Annotated in this window: 16 protein-coding genes; 12 read left to right on the plus strand and 4 right to left on the minus strand. The window is 73.7% G+C overall.

Annotation, left to right across the window (positions count from 1 at the left end; translation table 11 throughout):
• Positions 1 to 34 precede the first annotated feature (34 nt).
• The 3 genes from KMS84_RS01485 to KMS84_RS01495 all read left to right on the plus strand — a co-directional run bounded on the left by KMS84_RS01485 (position 35) and on the right by KMS84_RS01495 (position 2,673).
• Entirely contained in the window at positions 35 to 1,009 is a 975-nt protein-coding gene (locus KMS84_RS01485) for an ABC transporter ATP-binding protein (protein WP_256914171.1), read from the plus strand.
• Between the two features lie 103 nt (positions 1,010 to 1,112).
• Positions 1,113 to 1,940, plus strand: a complete 828-nt coding sequence (locus KMS84_RS01490; RefSeq protein WP_256914138.1) for an ABC transporter permease — start codon at positions 1,113 to 1,115, stop codon at positions 1,938 to 1,940.
• Between the two features lie 34 nt (positions 1,941 to 1,974).
• Positions 1,975 to 2,673: a DUF2567 domain-containing protein gene (locus tag KMS84_RS01495; RefSeq protein ID WP_256914139.1), complete on the plus strand. Its 699-nt coding sequence runs from the start codon at positions 1,975 to 1,977 to the stop codon at positions 2,671 to 2,673.
• 47 nt (positions 2,674 to 2,720) lie between these two features.
• Here KMS84_RS01495 and ybaK read toward each other — a convergent pair whose 3' ends face one another.
• The 4 genes from ybaK to KMS84_RS01515 form a co-directional block, all read right to left on the minus strand.
• Complete coding sequence (gene ybaK, locus KMS84_RS01500; protein WP_256914140.1) at positions 2,721 to 3,224, minus strand: Cys-tRNA(Pro) deacylase; 504 nt, start codon at positions 3,222 to 3,224, stop codon at positions 2,721 to 2,723.
• Positions 3,225 to 3,243: 19 nt separating this feature from the next.
• Positions 3,244 to 3,984: an LON peptidase substrate-binding domain-containing protein gene (locus KMS84_RS01505; protein ID WP_256914141.1), complete on the minus strand. Its 741-nt coding sequence runs from the start codon at positions 3,982 to 3,984 to the stop codon at positions 3,244 to 3,246.
• 11 nt (positions 3,985 to 3,995) lie between these two features.
• Positions 3,996 to 5,039 (minus strand): hypothetical protein, encoded by a 1,044-nt coding sequence (locus tag KMS84_RS01510; RefSeq protein ID WP_256914142.1) that lies wholly within the window; start codon positions 5,037 to 5,039, stop codon positions 3,996 to 3,998.
• A gap of 153 nt (positions 5,040 to 5,192) precedes the next feature.
• Positions 5,193 to 6,782: an oxidoreductase gene (locus tag KMS84_RS01515; RefSeq protein WP_256914143.1), complete on the minus strand. Its 1,590-nt coding sequence runs from the start codon at positions 6,780 to 6,782 to the stop codon at positions 5,193 to 5,195.
• A gap of 166 nt (positions 6,783 to 6,948) precedes the next feature.
• Between KMS84_RS01515 and hisD the strand changes: the two genes are divergently transcribed.
• The 9 genes from hisD (at position 6,949) to KMS84_RS01560 (ending at position 13,383) form a co-directional block, all read left to right on the plus strand.
• Positions 6,949 to 8,274 (plus strand): histidinol dehydrogenase, encoded by a 1,326-nt coding sequence (gene hisD / locus KMS84_RS01520; RefSeq protein WP_256914144.1) that lies wholly within the window; start codon positions 6,949 to 6,951, stop codon positions 8,272 to 8,274.
• Entirely contained in the window at positions 8,271 to 9,380 is a 1,110-nt protein-coding gene (locus tag KMS84_RS01525) for a histidinol-phosphate transaminase (protein ID WP_256914145.1), read from the plus strand. The genes hisD and KMS84_RS01525 overlap by 4 nt, the downstream gene beginning before the upstream one ends.
• Positions 9,377 to 9,970, plus strand: coding sequence for an imidazoleglycerol-phosphate dehydratase HisB (gene hisB, locus KMS84_RS01530; RefSeq protein ID WP_256914146.1), 594 nt, complete (start codon positions 9,377 to 9,379; stop codon positions 9,968 to 9,970). Before KMS84_RS01525 ends, hisB begins: the two co-directional genes overlap by 4 nt.
• A gap of 4 nt (positions 9,971 to 9,974) precedes the next feature.
• Entirely contained in the window at positions 9,975 to 10,139 is a 165-nt protein-coding gene (locus tag KMS84_RS01535) for a CG2302 family histidine operon protein (protein WP_256914147.1), read from the plus strand.
• Entirely contained in the window at positions 10,136 to 10,789 is a 654-nt protein-coding gene (gene hisH / locus KMS84_RS01540; RefSeq protein WP_285893004.1) for an imidazole glycerol phosphate synthase subunit HisH, read from the plus strand. Before KMS84_RS01535 ends, hisH begins: the two co-directional genes overlap by 4 nt.
• Complete coding sequence (priA, locus tag KMS84_RS01545) at positions 10,786 to 11,511, plus strand: bifunctional 1-(5-phosphoribosyl)-5-((5-phosphoribosylamino)methylideneamino)imidazole-4-carboxamide isomerase/phosphoribosylanthranilate isomerase PriA (protein WP_256914149.1); 726 nt, start codon at positions 10,786 to 10,788, stop codon at positions 11,509 to 11,511. Before hisH ends, priA begins: the two co-directional genes overlap by 4 nt.
• The gene (locus KMS84_RS01550) at positions 11,508 to 11,906 is read left to right on the plus strand and encodes a RidA family protein (RefSeq protein WP_256914150.1); all 399 of its coding nucleotides are present in this window, start codon (positions 11,508 to 11,510) and stop codon (positions 11,904 to 11,906) included. Before priA ends, KMS84_RS01550 begins: the two co-directional genes overlap by 4 nt.
• A complete protein-coding gene (hisF, locus tag KMS84_RS01555) occupies positions 11,903 to 12,658 on the plus strand; it encodes an imidazole glycerol phosphate synthase subunit HisF (protein ID WP_256914151.1) in 756 nt (251 codons plus the stop codon). Before KMS84_RS01550 ends, hisF begins: the two co-directional genes overlap by 4 nt.
• 137 nt (positions 12,659 to 12,795) lie before the next feature.
• Entirely contained in the window at positions 12,796 to 13,383 is a 588-nt protein-coding gene (locus tag KMS84_RS01560; RefSeq protein WP_256914152.1) for an ArsR/SmtB family transcription factor, read from the plus strand.
• Positions 13,384 to 13,385: the final 2 nt, after the last annotated feature.

Consider the following 13,385-nt stretch of genomic DNA (forward strand, 5'->3'; position numbering starts at 1 on the left):
CGCGGCATCGGCACTTCGGCACGGGGACGAGGTCGTGTGCGCCGTGCGCGGGCTGACGAAGTCCTACCCGGCGGTGCGGGGCCGGCGCGGCGCTCCCGCGACCCCCGAGGTCCGGGCCACCGACGACGTGCGGCTCGACATCCGCCGCGGTGAGATCTTCGGGCTGCTCGGCCCGAACGGCGCGGGCAAGACCACGCTCGTGCGGCAGATGACCGGCCTGATGCGGCCCGACGCGGGCCGGGTGGAGATCCTCGGCCACGACATCGTGCGCCACCCCGACCGGGCCGCCCGGATCCTCGCCTACCTCGGGCAGGAGTCCACCGCCCTCGACGAGCTCACGGTCTCGCTGGCCGCCGAGACCACCGGCCGGCTGCGCGGCCTGGACGTGCACGCGGCCCGCCGCGAGCGCGACGCCGTCCTCGACGAACTGGGCCTCACGCCGCTGGCCGGGCGGCCGCTGCGCAAGCTGTCCGGCGGACAGCGCCGCCTCGCCTGCTTCGCCGCCGCGCTGGTGGGCGAGCGGCCCCTGCTGGTGCTGGACGAGCCGACCACCGGCATGGACCCGGTGGCGCGCCGGGCCGTGTGGGCCGCGGTGGACCGGCGGCGGGCCGAACGAGGGACGACCGTGCTGCTCGTCACCCACAACGTCATCGAGGCGGAGACCGTGCTGGACCGCGTCGCCGTCCTGGACCAGGGCCGGGTCATCGCCTGCGACACCCCCGCCGGGCTCAAGGAGCAGGTCGCCGGCGAGGTGCGCGTGGAGCTGGTGTGGCGCGAGCGCGCGCCGCTGGACGTGCCCGAGGTCGCCGCGCTGCGGGAGCGGGCCGTGGAGGCCGGACGCCGCTGGACGCTGCGGCTGGCCCCCGACGAGGCCCGGGCCGTCGTCGCCACCGTCACCGGTGGGGCCGCCTTCGCCGCGCTGGACGACTTCACCCTGGCCACCCCGAGCCTGGAGGACGTCTACCTGGCGCTGGGCGGGGCGGCACGGCAGGGACTGGTGCGGGCGTGAACACGTGGGCGATCAGGAGCGCGAGGCGCGCCGGGGTGAGCGGGCGGGCCGGCGGGGCCGTATGGGACGGTATGAGAACCGTAGGGAAGAGGAGCAGCGCCACGTGAGTGTCGTACCCGCCGAGGTTCTGCCGGGCGGCGCCCGGGCCGCCGTCACACCGACGGCCCGCACCGGCGCCGCCGAGCTCGCGCCGCGCGCCCGGCTGTGGCCGTCGCTCGTGGCCGTGTACCGGGCCCAGCTCTCCCGGGCCCGGGTGGCGCGGATCCCGCTGCTGTTCGTGGCGACCTTCCAGTCGGTCGGCATCCTGATCATGATGCGGGGCGTGGTGGACGGCGGCCACGAGGCGGAGTCCGTCGTCGCGGGCTCCGCGGTGCTGGTCGTCGCCTTCGTCGCGCTGAACCTGCTCGCCCAGTACTTCGGACAGCTGCGGGCGAGCGGGGGCCTGGACCACTACGCGACGCTTCCCGTGCCGCCCGCGGCCGTGGTCCTGGGCGCCGCGGGCGCCTACGCCTCCTTCACGGTGCCGGGCACGCTGGTGACCGCCGTCTTCGGATCCGTGCTGTTCGGGCTGCCCCTGACGCACCTGTGGGTCCTCGCGGCCGTGATCCCGCTGGCCGGCGCCGCCCTGTCCGGGCTCGGCGCGGCCTTCGGGCTGCTCGCCCCGCGGCCGGAGCTGGCCACGGTGCTCGGCCAGCTCGGCATGTCGGCCGCGCTGCTGCTGGGCGTGCTGCCGCCGGACCGGATGCCGCAGGCGGTGCGCTTCGCCCGTGACCTGCTGCCGTCGACGTACGGGGTGGACGCGTTCGCCCGGACCTTCGGGACGGACCCGGACTGGGCGCTGGTGCTCGGCGACCTCGCCGTGTGCGCGGGTGTGGGCGTCGTCTCGCTCGCCGTCGCCACCTGGGCGTACCGCCGGGCCGCCGTCCGGTGACGCGCGGCTCGGGCGGGCCTGGCACGATGTCAGGGTGACCGCACCGCTGACTCCGCCTCCGCCGCCGCACGAACCGTCCTCGCACGAGGCCCGGCCGCCGTCGCCCGCGGGGCACGCGGGAGTGGCCGCCGCGCCCCATGACGTCGCGTACGGACAGGACGGGCCCGGGATGAAGACCGAACTGCGCGAAGCCGCCGTGATCACGGTCGTGGTCGCCGTCGCCGGCGCGCTGCTCGGGCTGCTGTGGGTGTGGCTGGCCCCGCACGTGCCGCTCGTCGGGGACCTGGCGGACGACCAGTGGGTCGTCTACTTCAAGGACACCGAGGGCGAGCAGGCGATCGGGGTGGACGGGACGTTCACCCTGCTGGCCCTGGCGTGCGGCGCGGTGAGCGCGGTCGCGGTGTTCCTGTGGCGGCGGCGTGGCGGGGTGCCGCTGGTCGTCGCGCTCGCGGTCGGCGGGTTCCTCGGGTCGCTGCTGGCGTGGCGGCTGGGGGTGTGGCTCGGGCCCGAGTCCGACGTGATCGCGCACGCGCGGTCGGCGGGCAAGGGGGTGACGTTCTCCGCGCCGCTGAAGCTCGGGGCGAAGGGCGCGCTCCTCGCCTGGCCGCTCGCCGCCTCGCTCGTGCACCTGGGACTCACGGCGCTGTTCGGCCCCCGCGACCCCGAGCCGTTCGATCCCTACGGGTCCTACGGAAAGTCCCCCAAGGACGGGTACGGGACCCCCCTGGCCTAGAGCCCGCCCGTCGGATCCGGCGGGCCGGGGGCTCGGGCCGAAGTCGCTCAGGCCCGGCCGACCGGGGACAGCACCGCCGTCGTGAGCCGGGCCAGGTCCTCGGGGGAGAGCTCCACCTCCAGGCCCCTGCGCCCCGCGGAGACGCAGATCGTGGCGTGGGCCGTCGCCGAGTCGTCCAGGACCGTGGGGAGCTTCTTGCGCTGGCCCAGCGGGGAGATGCCGCCCCGGACGTAGCCCGTGGTGCGTTCGGCCAGCGCGGGGTCGGCCATCGCCGCGCGTTTGCCGCCCACCGCCGCCGCCAGGGCCTTCAGGTCCAGGGAGCCGGCCACCGGCACCACCGCCACCGTCAGGGTCCCGTCCACGTCCGCGACCAGCGTCTTGAAGACGCGGTCGGGGGAGACGCCCATTGCCTCGGCCGCCTCCTCGCCGTAGGAGGGGTGGCTCGGATCGTGCTCGTAGGCGTGGACCGTGAAGTCCACGCCGGCCGCCGTCAGGGCCACCGTCGCCGGCGTGCCCCCGGACTGCTGCTGCTTCTTCGACTTCTTCGCCATCGGGGCCTTCCCGGGAACGTCAGTTGAGACTCGTCGGGCCGCGGGTCAGCTCCGCCGCGGGCAGCGAGGGCAGGTTGCGGATGATCGCCGTCTCCGCGCGCAGGAGGGTCAGCTCGTCCCGCAGCCGGGAGGCCGTGTCCGGCGCCTGGAGCAGCCGCTGCTTGGTGGGGGTGTCCAGCATCATCGCGGCGGCCACCAGGTACGACACCACCGACGGGTCGTCGGGGAGGTCGGCGCCCGTGGTCAGCGAGCGCTCGCGGGCGCCCGCCAGCCGCTTCTGGTACTGGCGGAAGGACCGCAGCACGCCCTCCGCGAGGGCGCCCGCCTCGTCGCCCGGGTCCTCGGGCAGCTCCTGCAACTCCGCCGTCAGGAAGGGCCCGGAGGCGTCCACGGACAGGAGCTTGACGCGGGTCGTGCCGGTCGCCAGGACCTCGAAGGTGCCGTCGGCGCGCTCGCGGACGGTCGCGGCGTCGGCCACGCAGCCGATGCCGTGGAAGGTCTTGAGCGGGTCGTCGCCGAAACCGGCCGCGGGGCCGCGTTCGGGCAGCGCCGTCTGGTCGGGCAGACCGGGGGAGCTGGGCGCCACCTCGTGGCCGTCGCGGATGGCGACGACGGCGAACCGGCGCGATTCGTCCTCGGGGGTCTTCAGAAGGTCGCGCATCATGGCGCGATAACGCTCCTCGAAGACGTTGAGCGGGAGTACGAGTCCCGGGAACAACACCGAGTTCAGGGGGAAGAGCGGCAGACGGACGGTGGTCACGACGCAGAAGCCTAGTGGTCCTGCGGACGGGCTCGTCCGCCGTGCCCGTTCCCCGGCTCCCAGGGGGGCTGCTCCGACGGTCCCGAGCGCACTTCCTCGCGGACCGCCAGGAAGTGGCCGAGAGGGTCCTCGGACAGCCGGTCCCAGGGGAAGGAAGTGGCGTACGGGCCGATCAGACGCAGCTGGGCGAGGGCCTCGTCGCGCCGGTCGAGGCGGACCAGGACGTACGTCAGCAGGTTGCGTATCTCGGCCGGCCACGGGTCCGCCGCCGGGAAGCGGGCCGAGAGCGCGACGGCCCGGTCGGCGGCCGCGTCCAGCCGTTCGCGCGGCACCTCGGGGCCGCAGCCGTCGATCAGGTAGGCGAATGCGGCGCGGGCCGGGAGCGCCTGGACGAGGGAGCCGGCCGGCGCGTCCTGGGCGGCCCGGTCGGCGAAGTCGAAGCACTCGCGGTGCGAGCCGTGCCAGGACTCGGCCAGATAGCGCTTGGCGGCCACATGGCAGCCGTAGTGGTGCGGGGCGCGGCGCACCGCGGCCTCCCACAGCTCGCCGAAGTACTTGTGCCCGGCGCGGGTTCCGCGGGCGTGGTCCAGGGCTATCCGCCACGGCACCGGGTCGCGCACGTCGCTCTGCGCGGCCGCCGTGATCAGCGGGCTCACCTCGCGCAGCAGCTCGGCCCGGGCGGGCGACCCCCAGGCGCGGTCCACGGCGAGCTGCGCGCCGACGAGCAGGACGTCGGGGTCGCGGGGGGCGGCGGCGCGCCAGTCCTCGAACCACTCGGGGCGCGAGCGGGCGAAGGACGCCAGCCGGGTGGCGTACCGGTCGCGGTACTCCCACTCGGCGCGTTCGCGGGTGTGAAGCAGCAGTTCGGCGGCGGGAGCGTACGCGCCGAGGCCGGCGGCGACCAGCGCGGGGCCGAGTCGGTCGTCCGGCACGTCGAGGAGCACCTCGTCGTCGGCGGGGAGCCCGGCGGCGCTGTGGGGGGCGACGTACCGTGCCGACCGGGACGTCCGGGCGGTGCGGATGAAGGGGGGCAGCAGAGCCATGGTGTCGCCCATTGAAAAGCCGCGGGTTCAGATCGCGCCAGAGGGCGCGGGCAACCTGTGGAAAGTTGTACGCCGTCAGGTCAAGGGACGGTAAAATGCAAACGGTCGCGCGGCCGTGCCCGACGGCCTCGGCGAGGGCGGCGGACGGCCGCCCCGCGCCGGCCGTCAGTTGCGGCGCAGCAACCGCGTCGCGCCCGCCGCCACCGCCGTCGCGAGGATCCAGCCCAGCAGGATCAGCGCCGTCGACAGCCACTGCCAGCCCCCGTGCAACTGCCACTGCCCGACCTGCCCCAGGTCGATGACCGGCAGCAGCAGGTCCAGGGCGAACAGGGCCGGGTTCCAGGGCGGATGCCCCGCGGGGTCGACGGCCGGATGCGCGGCGTGCGCGAAGGCCAGCGAACTCGCGGCCCACAGCACCGCCATCCACACCGCGGCCCGGCCCGGCCGGTACCCGTAGGCGACCGTCCAGTCCTGCGCGTAGCCCCAGAGCTTCGCGGCCGGCGGCAGCGTCTCGCGGCGGCGGCGCTGCTTGGCCAGCAGGACCTCGCGGGCGTCCTCGTCCTCCCCGCCGGCCCGCAGCACGGCCGCCAGCCGCTCGTACGGCTCGGGGGCGTACTCGGCCGTCGCGGCGGCCACCCAGTGCAGCCGCTCCGCCAGCGAGAAGGGGCCCTGCGGCACCAGGTTCTCGTACGTGAAGCCGCCCATGTGCAGACTCCCGGGGCCCGGCCACGCGCTCGCCCGGTCCACCAGGTTGACCACCCGCGCGCCGGACAGCACGACCTTGCCGCGCCTCGGCTGCTCCCCCAGGAAGCGCAGCTCGGACGTCTGGATCCGGCGCAGCGACAGTTCCTGGTCGTCGGCGAGCGCGAACCGGGCCCGCTCCAGGTCCACGGCGTCGCCGAACCGGCCGTCGTCCAGACGCAGGCCGCCCCGGCACTCGAAGCGCTGGACGCGCGTCCCGCGCGCGGGGGTGGCGCCGCTGAGCGCCTGGCCCCCGACGCCGGCCGGGGTCAGGTACAGCGAGCGCTCGACGGTGAGCTGGGGCGCGTTCAGCGCCAGCCGCGTGTAGGGGTTCGCCAGGCGGGCCCCGCGCAGGCTCAGCGAGACGCCGATCTTGGCGCTGCGCAGACTCAGCTCGCCGTGCGACTCCAGCAGCTCCGCCTGGAGGTCCTGGCCGACCGTCATGCCGTCGGCGGCGATCGAGCGGCCGGTGCGGTCGCGGTAGACGATCGCCTGGTTGAGCAGCAGGTCCGTGCCGATGTGCGCGTCGGTGAGCCGGACCCCGTTGTGGAACCGGCAGCGCGGCAGGTGCAGGTCGCCCTCGGTGTGCAGACGGGCGGCCTCCAGGCGCGGCACCGAGCAGTCCACCATCCGCAGGGTCGTGAACCGCGCCTCCGGCATCCGCACCTCGCGCTCGAAGCGGCAGCGCTTCATCTCCACGTACGGCACCACCGTGCCGCCCGCGAGGTCCAGGGAGCCGCTGATCTGCACGCCGGCCAGCTTCAGCGAGGCCACCCGGCCGGCCAGCGCGGGCGGCCCGGCCAGCAGCAGCCAGGCGACGATCCGGGCCCGCACGGTGCGCGAGGCGCCCCACGGATGCCCGCCGTGCGGATCGTCGACGATCGTGTCCCCGCTGCTGAGGTCGTAGACGCTGCCGTTGCGGAAGGCCTGCCACATGCCGGCCTCCGCGGCGGTCAGGTCGTCCGGCAGATCCCCGGCGTCGTCCCCCGTTCGGATGCCCGCCCCCTCGGTCACACCACGCTCCCTTTCCTCACCCCATGCCGTCGCACGGCTGTTCATGCCCGGTGCGCCGCCCCCGGACGCCGCGCCCGAAGAGGATCTTCCGGATTCCGGCCATGTTCTGTATCAGCCATTGATACGCGCGGACGACCCCGGATCCCGGTCTGAGAGAATTGACCACGTGATCTCCCGAATCGATCTGCGCGGCGACGCCCTCCCCGAGGGCCCCGCCCTGCGCGACCTGCTGCCCCGAGCCGACTTCGACGTCTCGGCCGCCCTGGAGAAGGTGCGTCCGATCTGCGAGGCCGTGCATCATCGGGGCGACGCGGCGCTGATCGACTTCGCGGAGAGGTTCGACGGGGTGCGGCTGGAATCCGTGCGCGTTCCCGCGCGCGCGATCGCCGAGGCGCTGGAGCGGCTCGACCCGGCCGTGCGCGCGGCCCTTGAGGAGTCCGTCCGCCGGGCCCGTGTCGTCCACCGCGCGCAGCGCCGCACCACGCACACCACCCAGGTCGTGCCCGGCGGCTCGGTCACGGAGAAGTGGGTGCCGGTCGGGCGGGTCGGGCTGTACGCGCCCGGCGGCCGGTCGGTCTACCCCTCCTCGGTGATCATGAACGCGGTGCCGGCGCAGGAGGCGGGCGTCGAGTCGATCGCCCTGGCCTCCCCGCCGCAGGCCGAGTTCGGCGGCCTCCCGCACCCGACGATCCTCGCCGCGTGCGCGCTGCTGGGCGTCGACGAGGTGTACGCGGCCGGCGGCGCCACCGCGGTCGCCATGTTCGCGTACGGCACCGAGTCCTGCGCCCCCGTGAACATGGTCACCGGCCCCGGCAACATCTGGGTGGCCGCCGCCAAGCGCCTCCTCACGGGCAGGATCGGCATCGACGCCGAAGCGGGCCCCACCGAGATCGCCGTCCTCGCCGACTCCACCGCCGACCCGGTGCACGTGGCGTCCGACCTGATCAGCCAGGCCGAGCACGACCCGCTGGCCGCCGCCGTCCTGGTCACCGACTCGGTGGAGCTGGCGGACGCCGTCGTCAAGGAGCTGGAGCCGCAGGTCGCGGCCACCCGGCACATCGACGACCGGATCGTCCCGGCGCTCGCCGGCCGTCAGTCGGCCGTCGTGCTCGTCGACGGCGTGGAGGAGGGCCTGCGGGTCGTCGACGCCTACGGCGCCGAGCACCTGGAGATCCAGACCGCGGACGCGGCGGCGGTCGCCGACCGGGTCCGCAACGCGGGCGCGATCTTCGTCGGCCCCTGGGCGCCGGTGTCCCTCGGCGACTACGCCGCCGGCTCCAACCACGTGCTGCCCACGGGCGGCTGCGCCTGCCACTCCTCCGGGCTGTCCGTGCAGTCCTTCCTGCGCGGCGTCCACATCGTCGACTACACGCGCGAGGCGCTGGCCGACGTCGCCCACCACGTGGTGACGCTGGCGGAGGCCGAGGACCTGCCGGCGCACGGCGCGGCGATCAAGGCGAGGTTCGGGTGGAAGGTGCCGACGGTCCAGTGAACATCGGAATCGACGACCTCCCCGTCCGCGACGAGCTGCGCGGCAAGTCCCCCTACGGCGCGCCCCAGCTCGACGTCCCCGTACGGCTGAACACCAACGAGAACCCCTACCCGCTGCCCGAGCCGCTGGTCGAGCGGATCGCCGAGCGGGTGCGCGAGGCCGCCCGCCACCTCAACCGCTACCCCGACCGGGACGCCGTCGAGCTGCGCACCCGGCTCGCGCAGTACCTCACCGACACCACGGGGCATGCGGTCGGCCCTTCCGAGGTGTGGGCCGCCAACGGGTCCAACGAGGTCCTCCAGCAGCTGCTGCAGACCTTCGGCGGGCCCGGCCGCACGGCGATCGGCTTCGAGCCGTCCTACTCGATGCACGGGCTCATCGCGCGCGGCACCGGGACCGGGTGGATCTCCGGCCCCCGCAACGAGGACTTCACCGTCGACCTCGCCGCGGCGGGGAAGGCCATCGCCGAGCACCGCCCGGACGTCGTCTTCGTCACCACCCCCAACAACCCCACCGGCACCGCGGTCCCCGCCGAGACGGTCCTCGCGCTGTACGAGGCCGCCCAGGCGGCGAAGCCCTCGATGGTCGTCGTCGACGAGGCCTACGTCGAGTTCAGCCACAGCCCGTCACTGCTGCCGCTGCTCGAAGGACGGCCGAATCTCGTCGTCTCGCGGACGATGTCGAAGGCCTTCGGCGCGGCGGGACTGCGCCTCGGCTACCTCGCCGCGCACCCGGCGGTCGTGGACGCCGTGCAACTGGTGCGGCTGCCCTACCACCTGTCGGCCGTCACCCAGGCGACCGCGCTGGCCGCGCTGGAGCACACCGACACCCTGCTGAAGTACGTCGAGCAGCTGAAGTCGGAACGCGACCGGCTGGTGGGCGAACTGCTCGCCGCCGGGTACGAGGTCACGGCGTCCGACGCCAACTTCGTGCAGTTCGGGCGGTTCGAGGACGCCCACGCGGTCTGGCGGCAGATCCTCGACCGGGGCGTCCTGGTCCGGGACAACGGCGTGCCCGGCTGGCTGCGGGTCACCGCCGGAACCCCCGAAGAGAACGACGCGTTCCTCGACGCGGTCCGTGAAGTCAAGAAGGAGCAGAGCGCATGAACCGCGTAGGACGTGCAGAGCGCACCACGAAGGAGACGTCGGTCCTCGTGGAGATCGACCTCGACGGCTCCGGCAAGGTCGACGTGGCGACCGGCGTCGGCTTCTTCGACCACATGCTCGACCAGCTCGGCCGCCACGGTCTGTTCGACCTCACCGTGAAGACCGACGGCGACCTGCACATCGACTCCCACCACACCATCGAGGACACCGCCCTCGCGCTCGGCGCCGCCTTCCGGCAGGCCCTCGGCGACAAGGTGGGCATCTACCGCTTCGGCAACTGCACGGTCCCGCTGGACGAGTCGCTCGCCCAGGTGACCGTCGACCTGTCCGGCCGCCCCTACCTCGTGCACACCGAGCCCGAGAACATGGCGCCGATGATCGGCGCGTACGACACGACGATGACCCGGCACATCCTGGAGTCCTTCGTCGCCCAGGCGCAGATCGCCCTGCACGTGCACGTGCCCTACGGGCGCAACGCGCACCACATCGTGGAGTGCCAGTTCAAGGCGCTGGCCCGGGCGCTGCGCTACGCCTGCGAGCGCGACCCGCGCGCGGCCGGCATCCTCCCCTCCACGAAGGGCGCGCTGTAACCCCATGAGCGGACTGTCCACCGTCCTGATCGTCGTCGGTCTCTTCCTCGCCGGCGGCGTCTACTCCTTCGTCAAGCAGAAGATGCCCAAGAACCTCATCGTGCTGCTGTCGATCGGCGCCGCGATGTGTCTCGTGGCGGGCATCGTGAGGCTGGAGGTGTGGAATTGAGCGGCCCCGCGACGGGCACGAAGAAGGTCGTCGTCTTCGACTACGGCTTCGGCAACGTCCGTTCCGCAGAGCGTGCCCTCGCGCGCGCCGGCGCCGACGTCGAGATCACCCGTGACTTCGACGCGGCCATGAACGCCGACGGGCTGCTGGTGCCGGGCGTCGGCGCCTTCGCCGCCTGCATGCGCGGCCTGAAGGAGGCCCGCGGCGACTGGATCATCGGCCGCCGGCTGTCCGGCGGACGCCCGGTGATGGGCATCTGCGTCGGCATGCAGATCCTCTTCGCCCGCGGCATCGAGCACGGCGTGGAGACCGAGGGCCTCGACGAGTGGCCCGGCGCGGTCGAGCCGCTCCAGGCAGAGATCGTGCCCCACATGGGCTGGAACACCGTCGACGCCCCGGCCGGATCCGAGCTGTTCGCCGGCCTGGACGCGGACGCGCGCTTCTACTTCGTGCACTCCTACGCCGTCCAGGACTGGTCCCTGGAAGTGCTCAACCCGACGATGCGCGCTCCCAAGGTGGCCTGGTCGACGCACGGCAAGCCGTTCGTGGCCGCCGTGGAGAACGGCGCCCTGTGGGCCACGCAGTTCCACCCCGAGAAGTCCGGCGACGCCGGAGCCCAGCTCCTCACCAACTGGATCGGAACACTGTGAGCAAGCTCGAACTCCTCCCCGCCGTCGACGTCCGCGACGGCCAGGCCGTCCGTCTCGTGCACGGCGAGTCCGGAACCGAGACCTCCTACGGCTCCCCGCTGGAGGCGGCCCTCGCCTGGCAGCGCTCGGGCGCCGAGTGGCTGCACCTGGTCGACCTGGACGCCGCGTTCGGCACCGGCGACAACCGGGCGCTGATCGCCGAGGTCGCGGGCGCCATGGACATCAAGGTGGAGCTCTCCGGCGGCATCCGTGACGACGACACCCTCGCCGCCGCCCTCGCCACCGGCTGCACCCGCGTGAACCTGGGCACGGCCGCCCTGGAGACGCCCGAGTGGGTCGCCAAGGTCATCGCCGAGCACGGCGACCGGATCGCGGTCGGCCTGGACGTGCGCGGCACCACCCTGCGCGGCCGCGGCTGGACCCGCGACGGCGGCGACCTGTACGAGACGCTGGCCCGCCTCGACAAGGAGGGCTGCGCGCGCTACGTCGTCACCGACATCGCCAAGGACGGCACGTTGCAGGGCCCGAACCTGGAGCTGCTGCGCAACGTGTGCGCGGTGACCGACCGCCCGGTCGTGGCGTCCGGCGGCGTCTCGTCCCTGGACGACCTGCGCGCCATCGCCGAACTGGTGCCGCTCGGCGTCGAGGGCTCCATCGTCGGCAAGGCGCTCTACGCCAAGGCGTTCACCCTGGAAGAGGCCCTGGAGGCGGTGGCCCGGTGAGCGAGCTGCGACGCGTCACGACGGGCGCGCCCTGGGAGGACGCCTTCGGCTACTCGCGCGCGGTGGAGCTGCCCGGCGGCCTGGTGCTGGTCTCCGGCTGTACCTCGATCGTGGACGGCGAGATCGCCGGCGGCGGCCCCTACGACCAGACGCTCAACGCCTTCACCGTGGCCTTCGCGGCCCTGGCGGAGCTGGGCCTCGGACGCGAGGACGTCGTGCGCACCCGCATGTACCTGACCCACGCGCGGGACGTGGAGGACGTGGGGCGCGCTCACAAGGAGCTGTTCGACACCGTCCGGCCCGCCGCGTCCATGCTGATCGTGGCCGGTCTGGTGGACCCCAGCCTGGTCGTCGAGGTCGAGGTCGAGGCGTTCCGACGGGGGGCCGCGGCATGACGCTCGCCGTACGGGTCATCCCCTGCCTGGACGTGGACGCCGGCCGGGTCGTCAAGGGCGTCAACTTCCAGAACCTGCGCGACGCGGGCGACCCCGTCGAGATGGCCAAGGTGTACGACGCCGAGGGCGCCGACGAGCTGACGTTCCTGGACATCACCGCCTCCTCGGGCAACCGCGAGACCACCTACGACGTGGTGCGCCGCACCGCCGAGCAGGTGTTCATCCCGCTGACCGTCGGCGGCGGCGTGCGCACCCCCGAGGACGTCGACAAGCTGCTGCGGGCCGGCGCCGACAAGGTGGGCGTGAACACCGCCGCGATCGCCCGCCCGGAGCTGATCAGGGAGATCGCCGAGCGGTTCGGCAGCCAGGTGCTGGTCCTGTCGGTCGACGCCCGGCGCACGCCGTCCGGATCCTTCGAGGTGACGACGCACGGCGGCCGCGAGGGCACCGGCATCGACGCCGTCGAGTGGGCGCACCGGGCGGCCGAGCTCGGCGCGGGCGAGATCCTGCTCAACTCGATGGACGCCGACGGCACGAAGGACGGCTACGACCTGGAGATGATCGCCGCGGTCCGCCGGCACGTCAGGATCCCGGTGATCGCCTCCGGCGGCGCCGGCCGGCTCGCCGACTTCCCGCCGGCCGTCGAGGCGGGCGCGGACGCCGTGCTGGCCGCGTCGGTGTTCCACTTCGGCGACCTGAGGATCGGCCAGGTCAAGGACGCGCTGCGCGAGGCGGGCCACCCGGTGCGGTGACGCCCGCACGGGCCTGCCGACGCCGGACGGACGAGCCCCGGCCGCAAGAGCGGCCGGGGCTCACCCATGAGGAGACGCGAAAGGAAAGTTGCGCAAGAACAGTTGCGCAATTTCTCCTTCGCTTCTACGGTGGGGGCATGACAAGCGGGGAGAACCGGCGCATCACCGACCTGGGCTCGCTGAAGGCGCTCGCCCACCCGTTGCGGCTGAACCTCTACCGGGCGCTGTACCTGGAACGCGTGGCCACGGCCTCACGGCTGGCCGAACTCGTCGACGAGGCCGTCTCGCTGGTCAGCTACCACCTGCGCAAGCTCGCCGAGCACGGACTGATCGAAGAGGCCGAGCCGCAGAGCGCGGACGGACGCGAGCGCTGGTGGCGGCCCGCCTCGGACGGCGTCAGCATCCACGACGAGGACTTCAGCGACGCCCCGGAGAAGGCGGCCGCGCATCGCTCCGCCTCCCGGCTCTTCTTCGCGCACCGCAGTGAGCTGTACCACCGCCACCTCGACGAACGCGCCCACTGGGGCCCCGAGTGGAACGGAGCCTCGTTCGACTCCGAGTACCTCTCCCGGCTGACCTCGGCCGAACTGGCCGAGCTCGGCCGGGAGGTGCACGCCCTGATGACCCGGTACGTCGACAAGGGGCGCGCGGCCGAGGCCGCCGGAGACACCGAGGGGCGCGAGAACGTCGCCCTGCACCTGTACGGCTTCCCGTTCCGCCCCTGAGA

This window comes from Streptomyces hilarionis, assembly GCF_024539675.1.
In the GTDB taxonomy this organism is placed as follows: Bacteria; Actinomycetota; Actinomycetes; order Streptomycetales; family Streptomycetaceae; genus Streptomyces; species Streptomyces hilarionis.

Excerpts from the sequence above, each read along its gene's own strand:
- KMS84_RS01560 (WP_256914152.1), top strand. The coding sequence starts at position 12,796 with ATGACAAGCGGGGAGAACCGGCGCATCACCGACCTGGGCTCGCTGAAG.
- ybaK (WP_256914140.1), bottom strand. The coding sequence starts at position 3,224 with ATGGCGAAGAAGTCGAAGAAGCAGCAGCAGTCCGGGGGCACGCCGGCG.
- hisB (WP_256914146.1), top strand. The coding sequence starts at position 9,377 with ATGAACCGCGTAGGACGTGCAGAGCGCACCACGAAGGAGACGTCGGTC.
- KMS84_RS01510 (WP_256914142.1), bottom strand. The coding sequence starts at position 5,039 with ATGGGCGACACCATGGCTCTGCTGCCCCCCTTCATCCGCACCGCCCGG.
- KMS84_RS01535 (WP_256914147.1), top strand. The coding sequence starts at position 9,975 with ATGAGCGGACTGTCCACCGTCCTGATCGTCGTCGGTCTCTTCCTCGCC.
- hisF (WP_256914151.1), top strand. The coding sequence starts at position 11,903 with ATGACGCTCGCCGTACGGGTCATCCCCTGCCTGGACGTGGACGCCGGC.